We start from the raw sequence: 19,591 nt of genomic DNA, 5'->3' as shown, positions 1-19,591 counted from the left end.
ACTGTGTCGGGCGATAATGTATAAGCATTACAGACTCGGGCAATCTTGCCAATAGGCTAGACTGACCCGGAAAGAAAGTTGCCCTGCTAGTCTATCGAACCTGTTCTGAAGGGAGTTTTTTCATATGTCCATTTCGAGCTTGGTAGTAATCACCGGCGCCAATCGTGGAATTGGTCTGGAGCTTGCCCGCCATTATGCTTCTGAAGGTTATGAAGTAGTGGGTGTTTGCCGGCAATCGTCTGATGAGTTGGCAAAAGTGGCGAGGCAGGTCATTGAAGGCGTTGATGTCACCACCGCTGAGGGGATCGCAAAACTGAAAACCGGGTTAGCAGGCAAACATATCAGCCTGCTGATCAACAATGCTGGCCTGTTACAGGATGAGGTGTTGGGCAGTATCGATTTTGACTCTATCCGTACACAAATGGAGATCAACGCCTACGCGCCCCTGCGTGTAGCTGAGGCCTTGATTCCTTTAATGGGGCAGGGCAGCAAGATCGCCAATATCACCAGCCGCATGGGTTCAATTGCCGATAACGATTCTGGTGGCCGTTACGGCTATCGAGCGTCCAAGGCGGCGTTAAACGCCTTTGGTAAATCTCTGGCGATGGATTTGAAACCCAAGGGGATTGCTGTCGCGCAGCTGCACCCTGGTTTTGTGAAGACCCGAATGGTGAACTTTGGCGGCCTGATCACTCCGGAAGAGTCTGCCCGCGGGCTGGTGGAGCAGATTGCCAGGCTGAACCTGGAGAATACCGGCTCTTTCTGGCATAGCAATGGTGAAGAGCTGCCCTGGTGAGTATCAAACCACGCATTCTGCTGCTGTCGGCGTACGACGCTGCCAGCCACAAGCGCTGGCGTGAACAGCTCATTGCACTGTTGCCGGAATATCACTGGCATACACTGATATTGGCTCCCCGGTATTTTCAGTGGCGTATCCGCGGCAACCCGTTGAGCTGGCTGAACGAGCTGTGTCTTCAGGAACCCTGGGATCTGGTTATTGCCACGTCCATGGTGGATCTCGCAACCTTGCGGGGCTTGCATCCACAACTGGCGAACACACCTTGCTTGCTATACATGCACGAGAACCAGTTTGCTTTCCCTGTCAGTAACCAGCAGCAGGGGCGGGTGGAGCCCCAGATGGTCAATTTGTATGGCGCGGTGGCTGCGGATAGCGTGGTATTTAATAGTGCCTGGAATCGAGACAGCTTTCTGAAAGGAGCATCAGAGTTTTTGGGCAAGATGCCGGATGCCGTGCCGGAAGGGCTGATTGAACGTCTTCGGCTAAAGTCCAGAGTGCTTCCGGTGCCTATTGAAGATTATCTGTTTGTGGACAATCCGGAACCCTTGAACAGAGCGTGTCCACATCTCCTCTGGAACCACCGCTGGGAATACGATAAAGCGCCAGACAGGCTGCTGGGCTTTCTGGCGCGACTTGAAAATCGGCAGCAGCCATATCGGCTAAGCCTGGTCGGAGAAGGCTTTCGTAATCACCCGAAATCGTTTGATCAGATAGCGACCCGGTTCAGTCATCGCCTCGAGAACTGGGGCTTTCTGGAAAGTCGGGCTGAATACGACAGGCTGCTACGCAAGGCAGATATTGTTTTATCTACCGCGCTTCATGATTTTCAGGGGCTGTCGATGCTGGAAGCTATGGCGTCCGGATGCGTTCCTCTGGCGCCCGACCGGCTGGCGTATCGAGAATATGTGCCCGACAGCTGTCGCTATGAAAGCCATGAGCAGGACGCTGGTGCGGAAGCTGAAGCTGCGATCAGCTGTTTGCAACGGATTCTGGAGAAACCGCCCAGCCAGTGTCGGCCGGACCCCTGGAAAGCATCGGTACTGGCAGAGCAGTACCGGTTGCCGTTTGGTGAACTCATCCGGGCCCGCCCGGATTGAGCTGGCACTCAGGCTGGCTGTTCGGGCACTTCCCGGATCCGACCTTGTTCATCAATGGCAACGTATACAAACCGACCTTCAGTGACCTTGCGCGGGTGTTTGGCTGCACGATCAAGTGTCCACACTTCCACATGGATTTTCATGGAGCTGCGGCCGATGTCTACCAGTTCGCAGTAGCAGCCCACCTGCGAACCCACTCGCAGAGGTGAGAGAAACTCCATTCCATCCATTGCCACAGTGGCATTGCGGCCCAGAGATATGCGGCCAGCCATAGTTGCTGCAGCAATATCCATCTGCTTGACTAGCCAGCCAGCAAATACGTCGCCATTGGCGTTGGTATCTTGTGGTAGGGGAACAATCTGAAGGGTCAAGTCGCCGCGGGGACTGGGTTTGTCGTCATCGTACGCCGTCATGAAGCCTGCCTTTTATTAGGTTCTGGAATTATTTTCTTAGCATGGTAACGACCTGCAGCACGGCTGCAAGCTTATTTATTGCTTCGGCACAATATTTCAGCAGGTGTAACAAAGCTGTCATACAGAAGCTCTAGTCTTTAGCCATCAGTAAACCGGTGCTGTACACAATTTTAGTGACTGATGGAGATTTAACGTGATTAAACCGAATACAGCTTTTGCTATTGTTGCACTGACTGGCGGGTTATCCATGCTTTCCGCTCCGGCATTGGCCCGTGACACCGTAAACGTTGTGGGTTCTTCAACGGTTTATCCTTTTGCCACGGTTGTGGCCGAGCGCTTTGGCCGCAACACCAGCTTCCCAACACCCAAGCTGGAATCAACCGGTTCTGGCGGCGGCTTCAAGCTGTTCTGTGCGGGTATTGGCACTCAGCACCCGGACATTACCAACGCCTCCCGCCGCATGAAAGCCAGCGAATTCGACATGTGCCAGCGCAATGGTGTGGAAGCCATTACCGAAGTAAAAATCGGCGCTGATGGCATTGTAATCGCAAACTCCAAACAAGCTGACCAGATGGATCTGAGCCTGCGGCAGGTGTTCCTGGCGCTGGCCAAAGAAGTTCCCGACCCAAAAGGCGGTGACAAGCTGGTTGCCAATCCTTATGAGAAGTGGAGCGATATCGATTCCGGCCTGCCAGCTAAGGCCATTCGTGTGATGGGGCCGCCTCCTACGTCCGGCACCCGTGACGCCTTCGTAGAAATTGCGATGGAAGGTGGCTGTAAGACCTACGGCTTCATCAAGGCCATGGAAAAGAAAGAAATGCGCGGTGTTTGCCACAATATGCGCGAAGATGGCGCATTTGTAGAGGCTGGCGAAAACGATAACCTGATCGTGCAGCGCCTGGTGCAGGACAAAGACACCCTGGGTATCTTCGGCTACAGTTTCCTGATGGAAAACAGCGGTGAAATTCAGGCGACAACCATCAACGGAGTGGCGCCAACACCAGACACCATTGCCGATGAGAAATACCCGGTTGCCCGCTCTCTGTTCTTCTATATCAAGAATGCACACGCAGGTGTGGTTCCAGGCATTGCCGAGTATGCACAGGAATTTACCACTGAAGGCGCGTGGGGCGATAACGGTTACCTGGTGGATGTGGGGCTGATCCCTAACCCCCGCAACGTGCGCATGGAAACCGCGAAAGCAGTTCGGGAACTCAAACCAATGACAGGTGATGAGCTTTAATGCAGACGGCTGATTTATTGCCCCTGGTTCTGGTGCTTGCCGCAGTAGCTTACGGGTTCGCTTATATGCGTTCCCGGGCTGTGGCAGCACCCCTGGGGGGCATCCGTAACCTCAAGGCCCTGCCGGCATACTATGCCGCCAGGGCTGCGCTTTGGTGTGCGATTCCAGCCCTGATCATCCTGGGTGCCTGGGCCGCTTTTGAAGGCAAGGTTATTCAGAACGTTGTGATGGCTTCCCTGCCGGCAGAGTTGACGCCGCAATCGGCAGGGCACGCCAGCCTGACACTTTCCCAGATCAGTAACCTGGCAGCAGGTAAGCTGAACCCCGCCATGGTGCCCGATGGCATTTCCAATGCGGCCGTATTGTTGCAGGAGTTGCAAGAGCAAAGCAGTCGCTTCAAAAGTCTTTTGGTTGTTTTGATTGCGGTTCTTGGCGGCACCTTCGCCTGGACACGAGTGGCCCCGACTATAAACGCTCGCAAGAGCGTGGAGCTTACGCTTCAGCGCCTGTTCTTTGTGTGTGCCGCTGTGGCGATACTGACCACCATCGGCATTGTTTTTTCCGTTATTTTTGAAACCGTCCGCTTCTTTGGCAAGGTGCCGATGAGCGAGTTTCTGTTTGGCACCAACTGGAGCCCGCAAACTGCGTTGCGGGCGGATCAGGTAGGTTCAGAGGGTGCCTTCGGCGTTATTCCGCTCTTCACTGGCACCCTGATGATTTCCGCCATTGCCATGCTGATCGCCGTGCCGGTGGGCCTGTTGTCTGCGGTTTATCTTTCAGAATACGCCAGCCCACGGATGCGCTCGGTGGTTAAGCCATTGCTGGAAATGCTGGCGGGGGTGCCCACAGTCGTTTATGGCTTCTTTGCGGCGCTCACGGTAGCGCCTTTCATCCGTGATCTGGCTCTGATGGTTGGCCTTGAAGCTTCCTCCCAGAGTGCTCTGGCAGCGGGCTTGGTGATGGGCATTATGATCATTCCCTTCGTGTCTTCGCTATCTGATGACGTGATCAACGCAGTGCCACGCAGCCTTCGCGATGGCTCCCTGGCATTGGGTGCCACTCAGTCTGAAACAATGAAAAACGTGATTTTTCCGGCGGCGCTGCCAGGCATTATGGGCGGCATTTTGCTGGCTGCATCCCGTGCCATTGGTGAAACCATGATTGTAGTGATGGCCGCTGGCCTGGCTGCAAATCTGACGGCCAACCCTCTGGATTCAGTGACTACGGTGACAGTTCAGATTGTCACCCTGCTGACCGGTGACCAGGAGTTCGATAGCGCCAAGACGCTGGCTGCCTTCGCACTGGGCATGATGCTCTTCATCGTAACGCTTCTGCTGAACGTGATCGCACTGAAAGTCGTGCGTAAATACAGGGAACAATATGACTAAGCCAGGTTCACACGCGGAGCGTGAAGGCTCGCAGGCGGAGCTGATTCGCCGTTCGCTCAAGCGCCGCTATCGCAAGGAGCGCCGGTTCCGCCTTTATGGCATCACGGCCATCTCCATTGCGCTCTTCTCGCTGGTGATTCTGTTTACCGACATTATCAGCAAGGGATACACAGGCTTCATCAAAACCACCGTGACCCTTGAGGTGCATCTGGATGGCGAACTGATGTACCTGAACGATGCCTCAGATCCGGAACAGATCGCCATAGCGGACTTTCAGGCGCCCATCATCAGGGCCATGCAGGCGTATTTCCCGGAGGCTTCCAGCCGGGCGGATATGCGGGAGCTCAGCCGCATGACAGGCAGTTATGCCAGCAACCAGGTTCGCGACTTGCTGAAGGAGAATCCGGATTGGCTGGGCACTACCCGCACCATTGAGTTCCCGGCCCACGATACGGTGTCCGTTTATGTAAAGCATGCCGGCGACCCTGGCTACTCCATACGCCTCACAGAGCAGCAACAGCGCTGGACGGATGAACTGCTGAGTAAGGGCGTGATCGATACCGGGTTTAACGATGTGTTTTTCACCAGTGGTGACTCTCGGGAGCCGTCTAACGCCGGTATTCTGGGCGCGCTGGTTGGCTCCTTGCTCACCATGGGCATTACCCTGGTCATTGCCTTCCCGGTGGGCGTAGCCGCGGCGATTTATCTGGAAGAGTTTGCCCCCAGCAACCGCCTGACGGACTTTATTGAGGTCAACATCAACAACCTGGCAGCCGTGCCCTCCATCATCTTCGGGTTGCTGGGGCTGGCGGTGTTTATCGGCCTGTTCGGTATGCCTCGCTCGGTGCCCGTGGTGGGTGGCCTTGTGTTGGCGCTGATGACTCTGCCCACCATCATCATTTCGAGCCGTGCAGCCATAAAGAGTGTGCCCCCGTCGATTCGGGAGGCAGCCGAAGGCATAGGCGCGTCAAAAATGCAGGTGGTGTTGCACCACGTTCTGCCGCTGGCCATGCCTGGCATGCTGACCGGCTCCATCATTGGTATGGCGCAAGCCCTGGGAGAGACAGCGCCTCTGCTGTTGATTGGCATGGTGGCGTTTATTGTCGAGATACCGGATGGCTTCTTCAGTTCCGCCACCGTGTTGCCCGTACAGATCTTCATCTGGGCCGGCAGTGCAGAGCAGGGATTCGTGGAGCTGGCCTCCGCCGGCATTATGGTACTGCTCGCCTTCCTGATCACCATGAACGCGTTCGCCATCTGGCTGCGTAAACGCCTTGAGCGCCGTTGGTAAAGAGACAACACTTATGAGTATTAGTATGAGCCCTGCAGAAACCACGATTGAAGAAGGCAAAACCGTTGGCATTCCCTTCTCCGACGACCCCAAATTTCATCTGCGGAATGTGGAAGTCTTCTATGGCGAATCGCCGGCCATTAAAAACATCAGCCTGGATATCGCCCGCAACGAAGTTATTGCGTTTATCGGGCCTTCCGGCTGCGGTAAGTCCACCTTCTTGCGCTGCCTGAACCGGATGAACGACAGTATCGAGAGTTGCCAGATCAAGGGCTCTTTGCTCTTGGACGGCCAGGACATCTACGACCCCAAACGGGATGTGGTGGAGTTGCGTGCCCGGGTGGGTATGGTATTCCAGAAGCCCAACCCCTTCCCCAAGTCTATTTACGATAACGTCGCCTACGGGCCCCGCATTCATGGCCTGGCCAATCGCAAGTCTGACTTGGACGACATAGTGGAAAACAGCCTGCGTAAGGCTGGCTTGTGGAATGAGGTTAAAGACCGCCTTGATGCCATGGCAACCGGCATGTCCGGCGGACAGCAGCAGCGCCTGTGTATTGCCAGAGCCATAGCGGTCAGCCCGGAAGTGGTGTTGATGGATGAACCTTGTTCGGCGCTGGACCCGATTGCAACCGCGCGCATTGAAGAACTGATTGCCGAGTTGTCCGAAAGCTACACCATAGTGATCGTGACCCACTCCATGCAGCAGGCTGCGCGGGTTTCCAATCGCACCGCCTACTTCCATTTGGGCCATCTTGTGGAAGTAAATGACACCAGCAAGGTATTCACCATGCCGGAACATGAATTGACGGAATCCTACATCACTGGCCGGTTTGGCTGATTCAGGGTTTCAAGAACAGGGGGAGAGTCACAATGCCTACGAAAAAAGATGACGTATACGGAGATCATATCTCCAATCGATTCAATGATGAGTTGCTGGCTCTGCAAACCCGATTCCTGAAAATGGGTGGTTTGGTGGAAACCCAGATAGACAGCGCCGTTAAGGCGCTCATTGAGGGCGATGGCCAGCTGGCGGAAGAGATCCGCTCCAAAGACAAGCTGGTGGATCGGATGGAGATGGATATTGATGAAGAGGCGATGCTGATCATTGCCCGCCGCCAGCCGACAGCTCGTGATCTGAGACTGGTTATTTCTGTGATCCGAATGGTTGCAGATCTGGAGCGGGTGGGCGATGAAGCCAAGAAAATCGCCAAGTTTGCCATCAAGCTCCTGGATGAAGGTCAGTCGCCCCAGGGCTATGTGGAGGTGCGCAATATCAGCGCCCATGTGATGACCATGCTTCACGATTCACTGGATGCGTTTGCGCGCCTGGATTCCGAGCAGGCACTGCGAGTAATGAAGGAAGACAAACGGGTGGATGAGGAATATCAGGCTGCGGCCCGCACCCTGCTGACCTTTATGATGGAAGACCCCCGTAACATCTCACGGTGCATGTCAGTGATGTGGGTTCTGCGGTCGCTGGAGCGGGTGGGGGATCACGCCTGCAACATTGCCGAGAACGTGATTTTCATGGTCAAAGGCGAAGACGTGCGCCATACACCCATGGAAGAGGCGGAGCGGGTAGTGGGGCGTTAAGCCCCACTCTAGCCAAGCCAGGGCTGCTTAGGCCTGCTTCATTTTGTCGGTATAAGGTGGCCAGCCCAGAGGTTTTCCTGCCAGCAAGTGCAGGTGAATATGGAATACCGTCTGGCCAGAGTTTTCGCCGCAGTTCATCACGGTGCGATAACCGTCTTCGGCAAAGCCCATCTCCTTTGCGAGCTTGGCGGCTACCCAGTACAGGTGGCCAACCAGCTCGCGATCCATCTCTTCGATGTCGTTAATGGTCGCGATCAGCTTTTTCGGGATAATCAGCAGGTGCACTGGCGCTTGCGGGTTGATATCACGGAATGCCAGGCTGATATCGTCTTCGTAAACGATATCCGCCGGGATTTCGCGGTTGATGATCTTGGTAAAAAGGGTTTCGGACATCCTGGTTTCCTTTTATTTGTTGTGACTCGATTGTTCAGGTACTTAAAGCTGGTTCAGGCCCGGTAGCCGGGCAGCTAACTGGCGGATAACCGCTGGCAGCTCATCGTCGATTCCCATGGCATAGCGTGCCACCCGGTTACGGGCAAAGGGCAGCGCGCGGGCGGTGCCCAGGCCGATGTTCCTGAGCAGGTGCAGCGGCGGAATCTGGTTGCTGAACAGGTGATAAAACGCATCCATGGCAAACATCATGCGCCGGTTGGCCGGTCGCCGTTGCGTCTCATAGCTTACCAATACCGAGGCGTCGGCCAGATCCCTGCCAGCCCTACGTGCTTCTTTCAGAATAGATTGCAGGCACTGGGCATCCTGAAATCCAAGATTCACACCCTGTCCCGCCAAGGGGTTGATGGTATGGGCAGCATCCCCGACAAGCACAATGCGCCCCGCCGAGTAGTGCTTCGCGTGCTGGCGGGCGATGGGAAAGCTGGCGCGGTCCTCAATATGGGTAAGCTGCGGAAGCTCTGCCGGGAAAGCCTGCTGTATTTCTGCCATCAGTGATGCATTGTTCAGGCTTTTCAAGCGGGCGATTTCCTCTGGTGAGTCGTACCACACCAGTGATGCACGGCTTTCACCCGGGTGGTCAGAGCCGGCGGCGTAAAGCGGCAGGAAGGCTCTGGGCCCTGAGGGATAGAACCCTTGCCAGGTAATGTCTTGCACCGGCCCCTGATAGCGAACGGAAATGATCATAGCCTGCTGGCCATACTGATTCCGTGTAACGCCAATGCCTGCCATATCCCGCACCCGGGATTGTGCACCATCTGCACCAATAACCAGTGTGGCACTCAGCTGCGCACCGCTCTCAAGCGCAACTATGGCCAATTCGCCCGTTTGGGTAATACCAGTAACGCCATTGCCGGCGAGTATGGTGACAGAGGGTTCGGCTTCTGCAGCCTGCCAAAGGCTCTGCTGGGTGACTGAGTTTTCAACAATATGGCCAAGGTGAGAGGCATTCAGCCCGGCGGCGTCGAACTCCACCTGATTGGACGTGCGCGGTAGCAAGTTACTCAGGGGGTGGCGGGTTTCGTCCCACACCGCGAGACGGCGATAAGGCGTGGCGCGCATACCCAGGATATGATCCCAGGCGCCAAGGCTTTGCAGATAACGCTCACTGCCTGCGCTGAGAGCTGACACACGGATATCGGGGGCCGAATCGGGATCGAAACCGGGGGCGGGGGCGCGGTCAACCATCGCGACACTGAAGCCTTCCCGCCCGAGACCGGTGGCAAGTGCGGCGCCGACCATGCCGGCGCCGACAATTACAATATCAAAAGCTTGAGTCATATCGGGTTCCTGTCTGATGCCCCACAGTTTACGCGATGGCAAGGATCAGACAAGCGACCGGGATCAAGCCTGTTATGAAAGCTCCGTTAACCTATCATGCCCGAGACCAATTGCTCCGAGGCATCCCCGGGCTGGCGCCGGCCCTTTTTAAGCCAGGCAGGCTTCTGGGCACCGGGCTTGATGAAGCCCCGATTGAGCACGATGGGTTGTACCAGGTTCAGGAAATCCCGGGTTTTCATGTGCAGGGTTTCGGTATGGCTGCCTGCGGCAAAGGCGAGCTCCGGCTGTTCTGTCAGCGGCTCAGCACAATACACCGTCATCCCGAACAAGCTGCCGAAGGGCGGCATGGCGCCAACTTCACAATCCGGGAAGCGATCCTGAAACGCCTGCTCGTCGGCAAGGTCTACAAAGTCCGTATCCAGAATGCGGGAAAGGCTCTCCCAGCGAACACGCCAAGTTGCCGGCATGACCAGCATGGCCATTTTTCCATCGAGTTCGATAATGACGGTTTTGACAACCTTGTCACCCGCAATCTTTACATGGTGAGCCAGTTGCTGAGCGGTAAACGCGGGGGGGTGGGTGAGGCACATGTATTCAACATTTGCCCCATCCAGAAATTCTTTTAACTGCTGAATCGGCATAGTGACAGCCTCCTACCAGCATGGACAGCAACCCGGAATGGCTTGATATGAGCTCCACTCCGACGACGTTTGACGGGGCCATCAGGCCCCGTCATTAATCGTCAGCTTAGCTGAGGTTGTGCCGAATGCGAGTAACGGGTTGTATCTATGCGATACGAATTGCTACTTCACTCGCTTTTGTACAAATGCACGTCGCGCTGGGGGAAGGGGATGGAGATACCTTCGGCATCAAACGCTTTCTTCACAGCCTCCTGCATGGCCCAGTTGAATGGCCACAGGTCGCCGGCCTTGGTCCAGGCGCGCACGGTCAGGTTGACCGAGCTATCGCCCAGACTACCAACAACCACGAGAGGGGCGGGATCTTTCAATGCACGCTCGTCTTCAGAGATAAGGCGTAAAATAATGTCTTTCGCCTTGTCGATGTCATCGCTGTAGCCGATGCCAAAGGACATGTCGCAGCGACGTGTTTCATAGACGCTCATGTTGGTCAGGCTGGCATTAGACAGCTGGCCGTTAGGGATCACCACGCGGCGGTTATCGAAAGTATCGATAATCGTGTACAGAATAGTGATTTCTCGCACTGAGCCGAGAAAGCCCTGTGCTTCAATTGCATCACCTACTTTGAATGGCTTGAACAGCAGGATCAGCACGCCGCCTGCAAAGTTGCCCAGACTGCCTTGCAGCGCTAAGCCAACGGCCAAACCGGCGGCACCAATGATGGCAACGAAGGATGTGGTTGCAATGCCAACCATGGAGGCGACAGAGACGAGCAGGAGAATCTTCAGAATGACGCTGATAAGGCCGCACAGGAACTTGTTCAGGGTCGGGTCTTTTTTGCCAAGCTTAGCGTCCAGCACGTTTACAAGGCGATTGATCAGCCACATACCGATAATCAGGGTGACAATCGCTAGCAGGACTTTCGGGGCATAGGTCATGACCAATGTGATGGCTTGATCCATATATTCTGATGCGCGCCCGTCCGCGCTGAATAGGTCTTCCATAGTGATTCCTTATTAGTTCCTGATGATGAATGCGTAACGCTTGCAGTTAAAAATCCAGTGCAACCGGATAGGTTAAAGACTTTATATAGCAGACAAACTGGCTAAGGTATATCTGAATTGCAGAGCGCGCATGGCTCAAGCCGGGGTTTTTTCTGCAGCCCACTTGAGCAAGGCGCGAGAATCCCCACGAACAAGGATTCCCCCCTTCTTTTGCCCAAGCTGGTAATCGTACATAGGATCATAGTAATCCTGTAGCAGCGGCTGAATCCAGGCGTTATGACCTTCCAGGGTGCCGTTGTGTTCCTGTTGCTCGAGCGCTTGCTCCATAACATTGCGCAGCTGGCGGTACCGTTCGCCTCCCAGTCGTTTACTAATGCGTTCAAGCGAGCCCAGCAGGTAATCACGGAAGTTCAGCCAGCCAGCTTCTTCGCCATCTCTTTTTATATAATTGGAGGCCATGTGCTCGACATAGTCTTCCCGGATAATGCGGGTGCGGTCTTCCAGCGATTCCTCAAGAATGAGCAGGGGAGTGCGGGCCATCCGCTCTTTCAGTGCTTCGGGAAGGGCGCAGCGGCCAACCAGGCGGCTTTCATCTTCCAGATAAATCGGGCCGTCCTTCAGGTGGCGCGCTTTCAACAGGGCAATGGCCAGGCGATTTTCGAAATCTATTTGCGATGGCTGGGGAGTTACTTGCCGCCCAAAGCTGGAGCCCCGGTGATTTGCCAGGCCTTCCAGATCTACCGGGTTGGGGAGTTGCTGCAGTACACGGGTTTTGCCAGTACCTGTGCGCCCACTGATAATGCGAAAATCACTGGATTTGATGAGCGCGTCGAGGCTGTCGATAAGGAACCGGCGTAAGGCTTTATAGCCGCCCTTTACGAGTGGGTATTCAATGCCGGTATCCTTGATCCATTGTTGGGTTAGTCTGGATCTCAAGCCGCCACGGAAGCAGAACAGATAACCTTCTGGATGATTTGCCACAAACCGCATCCAGGTTTCAATGCGCTGAGCCTGGATATCCCCGGAAACCAGTTGGTGGCCGAGCCGGATAGCTTCATCCTGCCCTTTCTCTTTGTAGCAGATGCCGACCCGGTGTCGTTCTTCATCATTCATCAGTGGTGCGTTTATAGCGCCAGGGAAGCTGCCTCTGGCAAACTCCACTGGTGCCCGGACATCCATCAGCGGGGTGTCGTTCAGGAAAAGTGAGAGGTAGTCTTCAGTGTCGGGTCTGCTTGGCATTTCAGAGCTCAATCGCTTGCCAGAATGAGGCGGCAGTATAGCGGAAGTGCGAAAAATCCGTGAAAAAAAGGGCAGCCCTTGGGCTGCCCTTTACCGGAACAGGTCGGCGCATCCTTGCGCTGAGTGCAACAACCGTGTTGCGAATCCTTTTGCCACTCCGTGGTGCCGGCGTCCGAGCCAGCGGTCCGAATAGTTATCCCTTAAGCCAGATATCCCTCTATCCCTGCTTCTCCCTGCATTCCATGCCGGGGTGCATCCAGTGCGTCGTCCTTATCCTTATCATCCTTGACGAATCCACTATACCAATGGGTGAGTTGGGAAGGATGTGAGTCATGCACGCTTGTGTTTGGAGTTTTCGTCGAGAGATTACTGAAGCGTAATTATATCAGTATGTTAAGAAAATCCGGGTGGTGGTTGTAGTGGGTGCGCACGAGCGATTGCTGCAAGATCGCACACACTTGTGGGATATATCTCACACGGATTCGGGCGAATTTCTCAAGTCTCTTTTGCTGCTTGAGGGGAGGCCGGGCCAGGGCAGGAGCCCAATCAGTATTCCCGCGCCGTCGGCAGCTACATCTGCCAGCGAGAACTCCCGGTAGGGAAGAAGGGCCTGAACAGCTTCAATGCCAAACCCGAAAGCCAGCAACGCCGGTGCGTACCAGATGGCGCGGAGCTCCGGCCAGGCCAGTCGCGTAACCAGTGTGAGCTCAATAAACGCGATCAGGTGGTTCACTTTGTCGCTGGGAGCTGAAGGGATCGGGTAGCTGCTGCTGGTGGTCGCCAGAAAGCCAATGGCAATTACCGATAGCAGCAGGGCAAAGCGCCACAGCGGCCGGAAGTTCAGCAGGCTTGTCAGTTGGTGTTTCAGTGTTCCCATTGGTGAAATCCGTCAGAGTTCTCTGGCTGTGTGAAGGTTTTCAACATGATATGCTTTGCGCCCCGTCACTGTCATTGAAGCGGAGGACTATTCGGCGATGCTCAGAGGTAATTTTTTTCGTGGACTGGGCTATCTGGGTGAGGGCTTTCACCTGATTCGCCAGCCCGGTTTGCGGCTATTTGTCGTCATTCCGCTTGTTATCAACATTTTTCTCTTCGGGTTGCTGTTCTATTTTCTGGGTGAGCTCTTCGGCGCCTTGATAGCGACTGCCATGGGCTGGCTGCCCGATTGGGCCTGGTTGCAGGCGTTGGACTGGTTGTTCTGGATTTTGTATGGCGCTGTGATCCTGCTCATGCTGGCATACGGTTTTGTGATAATCGCCAACCTGATTGGCTCGCCTTTCTACGGTTATCTGGCGGAGCTTACGGAGAAACACCTCACAGGCCAGGAAGTCAGTACTGACGAAGGCTGGACAGCCATCATAAAAGACATCCCCCGTGCGCTCTGGAGGGAGGTACAGAAAATTGCCTACTACCTGCCACGGGCTATTGGTCTGTTTATTATTGGGCTTATTCCAGTGGTCAATCTGGTGGCGGCCGTGCTGTGGTTTCTGTTCAACAGCTGGATGATGGCGCTGCAGTATGTGGATTACCCCGCAGACAACCATAAGGTGAGTTTCAAGGCCTTGCGCCAACTGCTTGCCGACACCCGTTTGTCTGCCTTGGGTTTCGGGTTGCCGGTAGCTTTGGCAGCCATGGTGCCTGTTTTGAATCTTATCGTGGTTCCTGCCGCTGTTTGCGGCGCGACTGCCTATTGGGTGCGCGAAAACGGCGCAACACGCAATTAAAGAGTTTGGAGGATTTTTGGACGCATCGGAACTTGCTATAGGTCAGCGCTGGGTCAGCCACAGTGATACCGCGCTCGGCCTGGGAATAGTGACAGACATATCTGGCCGTCGGATTACCTTGGGCTTTCCTGCGGCGGATGAGGAGCGCACCTACGCTATTGATAATGCGCCGCTTTCCCGCATCGTGTATCAGCTTGGCGAGGAAATTGAGACCTTCGATGGCGCAAGATATCTGGTGCGGGCGGTTGAGGATATCGGGGGCGTGCTGCTGTACCACGCGGAACCGCTGATTGAGGGTATTGAGCAGCCTGAGGCTAACCTGGAGCAGATCTCCGAGGTGAAGCTCGCCGGCTCTGTCAATTTTTCTGCGCCTCATCAACGCCTGTTTGCCGGGCAGTTTGATCGTAACGGCGCCTTCCGCCTGCGCTTCGCCACACTGCAGCACATGGACCGTTTGCGGGCGTCTCCCGCCCGGGGGCTGATTGGCGCTCGCACACAGCATTTGCAGCATCAGATCTATATCGCCCATGAGGTCGCAAAACGTCATGCACCGCGAGTACTTCTGGCAGACGAGGTTGGCCTTGGTAAAACCATCGAAGCCGGTCTTATTCTGCATTATCAATTGCAAACTGGCCGGGCCCGCCGGGCCCTGATCGTGGTGCCGGATTCGCTGATTCACCAATGGTTGGTTGAAATGCTCCGGCGCTTTAATCTGCGCTTCTCGATTGTTGATCAGAGCCGCTACGACGCCCTGAAAGACTCGGAAGATGATGTGGACGCCTTGATGGATCATATCTTTGGCGGCGACTCATCTGTTAACCCCTTTGAAAGTGACCAGTTGGTTCTGTGTAGCCTCGATTTTCTTGTGAACAGCGAGAAGGCTCGGGCAGATGTGCTGAAAGCAGACTGGGATCTAATGGTTGTGGACGAGGCCCACCATCTGGCGTGGAGCCCAGACGATGTTAGCCCGGAATACCAGTTGGTGGAGGAGCTTTCAGCAATCAGCGAAGGCCTTCTGTTGCTGACTGCAACGCCGGAACAGGTGGGTGTGGCTAGCCACTTTGCCCGTTTGAGACTGCTCGATCCTGCACGCTTTCACGATTTACAGGCATTTCAGGACGAAGAGCAGCAGTACGAAGCTATTAATAGCGTAGTGCGGCGCCTTCAGGATGAAAGCTCGGACATCCAGGAGGGTGACCGCAAAGCACTGGAGGCCTGGCTGGGTGATGAACTGGAGCAGCTGCTGGCGGGTGACTCACCGCGTCAGGCTGTTATAGATGCGCTGCTGGATCGCCATGGCACCGGGCGGGTTCTTTTCCGTAATACGCGGGCAGCAATTCAGGGTTTTCCAGAGCGTTGTGCCAATGCGATTCCGTTGAAGTGTCCAGAGATGTACCAGGGGCAGGAGTTTGGCTATGCCGGGCTGGCGCCGGAGCAGTCAGTGGCTGAAGAGCAGTGGCTGGCGGATGATCCCCGGGTTGCCTGGCTGGAAAAGAAGCTGGCCAGCCTGCGCCCGGCCAAGGTGGTGGTTATCTGTGCCCTGGCCGAAACCGCTATGGCGCTGGAGCACTATCTTCAGTTGCGTGCCGGTATTCGCAGTGCGGCATTCCATGAGCACTTGAGTCTGGTGGAGCGTGATCGCGCTGCTGCCTACTTTGCTGATAACGAACAGGGTGCCCAGGCGCTGATCTGTTCGGAGATTGGCAGCGAAGGCCGGAACTTCCAGTTTGCTCATCATCTTGTGCTGTTTGATCTGCCAGCAAACCCCGACCTGCTTGAGCAGCGCATCGGGCGGCTGGACCGTATCGGGCAAACTGAAACCATCGATATCCATATCCCTTACCTTCAGGGCACCTCGCAAGAGGTTCAGTACCGCTGGTTCCAGGAAGGCCTTAACGCGTTTTCTGAAAGCTGTGCTGTTGGTGTTGCGGTACAGGAGAAGGTTGGCGAGCAATGGACGAGTGCTCTCGAAGGCGATCTGTCTGTACTGGACGGCCTGGTTGAAGCCTCGGCAGCCGAGACCAGTCGCCTGAAAACGCTCCTGCAAAATGGTCGCGATGCGCTGATTGAGCTCAATTCCTGCCGGGGAGACATAGCCGATACGCTGATTGCCGGCATTGAGGAAGAAGAAGGTTCGGCTCAGGTGCGGGATTACATGATGGAAGCCTTCGACATTCTCGGGGTGGACGTCGAAGACCATTCTGACCTTGCGGATATTCTGCGCCCCGGTGAACAGTATCAGGCGGGTCATGTTGCCGAGCTGCCGGAAGACGGTGTAACCGTTACCTGGGATCGGCAGCATGCCCTTGAACGTGAAGACATCGCCTTCATGAGCTGGGAACACCCCATGGTAACGGGCGTAATGGATTCAGTAACCAGCTCCGGCTTGGGCAAAGCCGCTCTGGCCAGCCTGTCGGTGAAGGCGCTACCACCGGGCACTTTGCTGATGGAAGCACTGTTTACCGTACATTGCCCGGCCCCGGAAGCCCTGCAGTTGACAAGATATCTGCCGGTTTCACCCTTGCGGCTACTGGTGGATGTGAATGGAAAAGAACTCTCTGCGGCATTGCCTCATGATCGCCTGAATGACTTGTGTTCCAACATTCGCCGCCGCACTGCTCAGGCAATCGTGCCGCAGATCCGGCCCCAGGTGGAAACCATGGTGGATCATGTGGAGCGCTTGTCGGCACCACATCTGGATCCAATGAAGCAAAAAGCGCTGGCGCAGTTGGCCGCTAACTTTGAGCCAGAGATTCGCAGGCTGGAAGCCCTGAAAAAAGTGAATCCGGCGATTCGGGATGAGGAAATTGATTATTTCCGAAACCAGCTGGATGCCGCGCGTGAGGCTATTGGGCACGCCAGCCTGGCTCTGGAAGGGATTCGGGTTATCGTCACAGCTTGATGCTGTTTTTTGAGATACCCTTAACGTAACATTTTGTAAATTGATCCATGGATGACAGAGAGACCCTATGATGACTTTGATTCTGTTTATAGTGGCGCTGACAGGCCTGTTGATTGTCATGCGGCGTGAATCCGGTGCCAAACCTGCCATTGGCGTAATGGTAGTCGTTGGTGTTCTGTCGATGATCTTTGCATCCGGATGGTTGGCACTGATTCTCTTTGTTGGCGCCGGAGTTACTGCAGCGGCGGGTTTGCCCGGCCTTCGCCAGGGCTGGCTAACGCCGCGTATTTTTGCCATGTTCAAAAAAGTCGCCCCCAAGGTATCTGATACCGAGAAAGTGGCGCTTGAGGCGGGCACCGTTGGCTGGGATGGAGAGCTGTTTACCGGGAAGCCGGATTGGCACAACTTGCTGATCAATCGCCACACAGGCCTGAGCGAAGAAGAGCAGGCGTTTGTGGATAACCAGTGCGTTCAGGCAGTGTCCATGTGTAATGCGTGGGACATTGCGGTAGAGCGAGCGGACCTTCCAAAAGAGTTGTGGGACTTCCTCAAGAAAGAGAAGTTCTTCGGCATGATCATCCCCAAAGAGTATGGCGGGCTCGGCTTCTCCGCAAAAGCCCAGACAGCGGTACTGCAAAAAATTGCCGCCAATGAAATGCTTATGGTTACCGTGGGTGTACCCAACTCCCTCGGTCCTGGCGAACTGCTGCTCAAGTACGGTACAGAAGAGCAGAAAGAGCACTATTTGCCGCGCTTGGCAGACGGCCGTGAAATTCCCTGTTTTGGCTTGACCGGCACTCGCGCAGGCTCTGATGCCACTTCGTTGCCGGATGTTGGAACTGTGTGCAAGCAGGAGATCGACGGCAAGGAAGTTATTGGAATAAAACTGAATTTCGAAAAGCGCTGGATCACTCTGGCGCCCATCGCGACCGTTGTAGGCCTGGCGTTCCGCATGTTTGACCCGGATGGCCTGGTTGGCGACACCAAGGATTACGGTATTACCTGTGCACTGATTCCCCGTGATACCAAGGGTATGGAAATCGGCCGCCGCCACTGCCCTATCGGAAGCCCGTTCCTGAACGGCCCGATCATCGGCAAGGATGTGTTCATACCGCTGGATTATATTATTGGCGGGCTGGATATGGCCGGGCAGGGCTGGCGTATGCTGGTTGAATGCCTCTCGGTTGGTCGCTGCATTACCCTGCCTTCCGGCGCTGCAGGCACCGCTGCCTATGCTGTGGGCACTGCAGGTGGGTTCACCCGCATCCGGCGCCAGTTCAACACCCCTGTGGCCGATATGGAAGGTGTGCAGGAGCCCTTGGCTCGCATTGCCGCCAAAACCTATATTTCCCAAGCGGCGGTTAATCACACGGCCAACATGATTGATAAGGGCGAAAAGCCTGCCGTGCCCTCTGCGATCCTCAAGTATCACCTGACGGAATTCCAGCGTGGCATTATGGCTGACGCCATGGATGTTCACGGAGGCAAAACCGTGACTCTGGGGCCCCGTAACTATCTCGGCATAAGCTACAGCGGTTCACCGGTTTCCATTACGGTGGAAGGCGCGAACATCATGACCCGCAGCCTGATGATTTTTGGTCAGGGTGCTATCCGCTGCCATCCTTATGTGCTCAAAGAGCTGGCGGCCAAAGACAAGGACGATATCAATGCATTCGACGATGCCTTCTTTAGTCATGCCGGTCTGATTTTTGGTAACGCCGCAAGAGCCTTTACCCAGGCATTGAGTATCGGCCGTGCAGACGTACCCTTCGATAGCGCCAGCCGCAAGTACGCTCAAGCGGTTGCCCGCTTTAGTGCCGCGTTTGGTCTGTGTTCAGATGCAGCCATGACTACTCTTGGCAGTGAGCTGAAGATGCGTGAGCTGATTTCAGCTCGCTTGGGTGACATGCTGTCTAACCTTTATCTTGCCTCCATGGTGCTCAAGAACTGGCATGAAACCCAGCCAGTGGAAGGTGAGAAAGAGGTAATGCAGTACAGCCTTGGCTTGCTACTGCATCGCACAGAAGAAGCGTTGGACGGTTTCCTGCAAAACCTGCCAAATCGTGCGGTCGCTTTGGTTCTGCGTGGTATCACTCTGCCTCTTGGCCGGCGCTGGGGTAATCCCCACGATGACCTTGCCCGTAAAATCGCGCGGTTTATATCCACCGATACGCCCATTCGTCACAAGTTGCTTGCGGGCACCTGGACAACAGACGGTGAAGGCTCGGTGGAGAATCCTGTAGCGCGTTACAACGGCCTGCTGAAAGACTATGACAAAGCCGAGCAACTTTACCGCAAAGCCACCAAGGCATACGCGAAAGGCGAGCTGCCAATGACCGCTTTGCACCCGGAACAGCGTTTTGACGCGGCATTGGAAGCGGGTATTTTCACCAAAGAAGAAGCTCAGTTCATGGGCGAGTACGAAGCTGTTGTCTTTGACATGCTTACCGTGGATGACTTCCCGTTTGATGAGTTTGCCCGCAACAAGGACACGGTGATTGATCACAATCCAGCGTAACGGGGCAG

17 protein-coding genes are annotated in these 19,591 nt (G+C 55.2%); 10 read left to right on the top strand and 7 right to left on the bottom strand.

What is annotated here, in order from left to right:
* The first annotated feature begins 124 nt into the window (after positions 1–124).
* Both FE848_RS08200 and FE848_RS08195 read left to right on the top strand, forming a co-directional pair.
* On the top strand, positions 125–796 hold the full coding sequence (locus tag FE848_RS08200) for an SDR family oxidoreductase (protein ID WP_200202306.1): 672 nt from the start codon (positions 125–127) through the stop codon (positions 794–796).
* Positions 793–1,896, top strand: coding sequence for a DUF3524 domain-containing protein (locus FE848_RS08195; RefSeq protein WP_320159510.1), 1,104 nt, complete (start codon positions 793–795; stop codon positions 1,894–1,896). Before FE848_RS08200 ends, FE848_RS08195 begins: the two co-directional genes overlap by 4 nt.
* Positions 1,897–1,904: 8 nt before the next feature.
* On the opposite strand, the gene FE848_RS08190 is transcribed toward FE848_RS08195, so the two are convergent.
* The gene (locus FE848_RS08190) at positions 1,905–2,309 is read right to left on the bottom strand and encodes an acyl-CoA thioesterase (protein WP_200202305.1); all 405 of its coding nucleotides are present in this window, start codon (positions 2,307–2,309) and stop codon (positions 1,905–1,907) included.
* A 193-nt stretch (positions 2,310–2,502) separates the two neighbouring features.
* On the opposite strand from FE848_RS08190, the gene FE848_RS08185 reads away from it, so the two are divergent.
* The 5 genes from FE848_RS08185 to phoU are packed head-to-tail and all read left to right on the top strand — an operon-like array spanning position 2,503 to position 7,827.
* Positions 2,503–3,552, top strand: coding sequence for a substrate-binding domain-containing protein (locus tag FE848_RS08185; RefSeq protein ID WP_413785008.1), 1,050 nt, complete (start codon positions 2,503–2,505; stop codon positions 3,550–3,552).
* On the top strand, positions 3,552–4,940 hold the full coding sequence (gene pstC, locus FE848_RS08180) for a phosphate ABC transporter permease subunit PstC (RefSeq protein ID WP_200202304.1): 1,389 nt from the start codon (positions 3,552–3,554) through the stop codon (positions 4,938–4,940). Before FE848_RS08185 ends, pstC begins: the two co-directional genes overlap by 1 nt.
* A complete protein-coding gene (pstA, locus tag FE848_RS08175; RefSeq protein WP_200202303.1) occupies positions 4,933–6,231 on the top strand; it encodes a phosphate ABC transporter permease PstA in 1,299 nt (432 codons plus the stop codon). The genes pstC and pstA overlap by 8 nt, the downstream gene beginning before the upstream one ends.
* Before the next feature lie 13 nt (positions 6,232–6,244).
* Positions 6,245–7,072 carry a phosphate ABC transporter ATP-binding protein PstB gene (gene pstB, locus FE848_RS08170; RefSeq protein WP_200202302.1) on the top strand — a complete coding sequence of 276 codons (828 nt, stop codon included), beginning with the start codon at positions 6,245–6,247 and terminating at the stop codon, positions 7,070–7,072.
* A gap of 32 nt (positions 7,073–7,104) precedes the next feature.
* On the top strand, positions 7,105–7,827 hold the full coding sequence (gene phoU / locus FE848_RS08165) for a phosphate signaling complex protein PhoU (RefSeq protein WP_200202301.1): 723 nt from the start codon (positions 7,105–7,107) through the stop codon (positions 7,825–7,827).
* Positions 7,828–7,854: 27 nt separating this feature from the next.
* Here phoU and FE848_RS08160 read toward each other — a convergent pair whose 3' ends face one another.
* The 6 genes from FE848_RS08160 to FE848_RS08135 form a co-directional block, all read right to left on the bottom strand.
* A complete protein-coding gene (locus FE848_RS08160) occupies positions 7,855–8,220 on the bottom strand; it encodes a histidine triad nucleotide-binding protein (RefSeq protein WP_200202300.1) in 366 nt (121 codons plus the stop codon).
* Between the two features lie 42 nt (positions 8,221–8,262).
* The gene (locus tag FE848_RS08155; protein WP_200202299.1) at positions 8,263–9,558 is read right to left on the bottom strand and encodes an FAD-dependent monooxygenase; all 1,296 of its coding nucleotides are present in this window, start codon (positions 9,556–9,558) and stop codon (positions 8,263–8,265) included.
* Between the two features lie 86 nt (positions 9,559–9,644).
* Positions 9,645–10,199: an aminoacyl-tRNA deacylase gene (locus tag FE848_RS08150; protein ID WP_200202298.1), complete on the bottom strand. Its 555-nt coding sequence runs from the start codon at positions 10,197–10,199 to the stop codon at positions 9,645–9,647.
* Between the two features lie 167 nt (positions 10,200–10,366).
* Entirely contained in the window at positions 10,367–11,200 is an 834-nt protein-coding gene (locus FE848_RS08145; protein WP_200202297.1) for a mechanosensitive ion channel family protein, read from the bottom strand.
* A gap of 135 nt (positions 11,201–11,335) precedes the next feature.
* Positions 11,336–12,439 carry a tRNA 2-selenouridine(34) synthase MnmH gene (mnmH, locus tag FE848_RS08140; RefSeq protein ID WP_200202296.1) on the bottom strand — a complete coding sequence of 368 codons (1,104 nt, stop codon included), beginning with the start codon at positions 12,437–12,439 and terminating at the stop codon, positions 11,336–11,338.
* A 472-nt stretch (positions 12,440–12,911) separates the two neighbouring features.
* Complete coding sequence (locus FE848_RS08135) at positions 12,912–13,316, bottom strand: VanZ family protein (RefSeq protein WP_200202295.1); 405 nt, start codon at positions 13,314–13,316, stop codon at positions 12,912–12,914.
* Positions 13,317–13,413: 97 nt separating this feature from the next.
* On the opposite strand from FE848_RS08135, the gene cysZ reads away from it, so the two are divergent.
* From cysZ to FE848_RS08120, 3 genes are all read left to right on the top strand, one after another.
* Positions 13,414–14,163, top strand: coding sequence for a sulfate transporter CysZ (cysZ, locus tag FE848_RS08130; RefSeq protein WP_200202294.1), 750 nt, complete (start codon positions 13,414–13,416; stop codon positions 14,161–14,163).
* Between the two features lie 16 nt (positions 14,164–14,179).
* Entirely contained in the window at positions 14,180–17,065 is a 2,886-nt protein-coding gene (rapA, locus tag FE848_RS08125; RefSeq protein ID WP_200202293.1) for an RNA polymerase-associated protein RapA, read from the top strand.
* Positions 17,066–17,132: 67 nt separating this feature from the next.
* Positions 17,133–19,583 (top strand): acyl-CoA dehydrogenase, encoded by a 2,451-nt coding sequence (locus tag FE848_RS08120; protein ID WP_227715231.1) that lies wholly within the window; start codon positions 17,133–17,135, stop codon positions 19,581–19,583.
* Positions 19,584–19,591: the final 8 nt, after the last annotated feature.

It is taken from the genome of Marinobacter sp. 1-3A, from assembly GCF_016597775.1.
Lineage (GTDB): Bacteria > Pseudomonadota > Gammaproteobacteria > Pseudomonadales > Oleiphilaceae > Marinobacter > Marinobacter xiaoshiensis.
The sequence above is the reverse complement of the archived record's forward strand: the minus strand, read 5'-3'. Positions and strand labels throughout refer to the sequence as shown.

What these genes read in the sequence shown, in the direction of transcription:
- FE848_RS08160 (WP_200202300.1), bottom strand. Translation starts at nt 8,220, where the DNA reads ATGTCCGAAACCCTTTTTACCAAGATCATCAACCGCGAAATCCCGGCG.
- mnmH (WP_200202296.1), bottom strand. Translation starts at nt 12,439, where the DNA reads ATGCCAAGCAGACCCGACACTGAAGACTACCTCTCACTTTTCCTGAAC.
- FE848_RS08135 (WP_200202295.1), bottom strand. Translation starts at nt 13,316, where the DNA reads ATGGGAACACTGAAACACCAACTGACAAGCCTGCTGAACTTCCGGCCG.
- FE848_RS08150 (WP_200202298.1), bottom strand. Translation starts at nt 10,199, where the DNA reads ATGCCGATTCAGCAGTTAAAAGAATTTCTGGATGGGGCAAATGTTGAA.
- FE848_RS08190 (WP_200202305.1), bottom strand. Translation starts at nt 2,309, where the DNA reads ATGACGGCGTACGATGACGACAAACCCAGTCCCCGCGGCGACTTGACC.
- FE848_RS08145 (WP_200202297.1), bottom strand. Translation starts at nt 11,200, where the DNA reads ATGGAAGACCTATTCAGCGCGGACGGGCGCGCATCAGAATATATGGAT.
- FE848_RS08155 (WP_200202299.1), bottom strand. Translation starts at nt 9,558, where the DNA reads ATGACTCAAGCTTTTGATATTGTAATTGTCGGCGCCGGCATGGTCGGC.
- pstC (WP_200202304.1), top strand. Translation starts at nt 3,552, where the DNA reads ATGCAGACGGCTGATTTATTGCCCCTGGTTCTGGTGCTTGCCGCAGTA.
- pstA (WP_200202303.1), top strand. Translation starts at nt 4,933, where the DNA reads ATGACTAAGCCAGGTTCACACGCGGAGCGTGAAGGCTCGCAGGCGGAG.
- cysZ (WP_200202294.1), top strand. Translation starts at nt 13,414, where the DNA reads ATGCTCAGAGGTAATTTTTTTCGTGGACTGGGCTATCTGGGTGAGGGC.
- FE848_RS08200 (WP_200202306.1), top strand. Translation starts at nt 125, where the DNA reads ATGTCCATTTCGAGCTTGGTAGTAATCACCGGCGCCAATCGTGGAATT.
- FE848_RS08120 (WP_227715231.1), top strand. Translation starts at nt 17,133, where the DNA reads ATGATGACTTTGATTCTGTTTATAGTGGCGCTGACAGGCCTGTTGATT.
- phoU (WP_200202301.1), top strand. Translation starts at nt 7,105, where the DNA reads ATGCCTACGAAAAAAGATGACGTATACGGAGATCATATCTCCAATCGA.
- pstB (WP_200202302.1), top strand. Translation starts at nt 6,245, where the DNA reads ATGAGTATTAGTATGAGCCCTGCAGAAACCACGATTGAAGAAGGCAAA.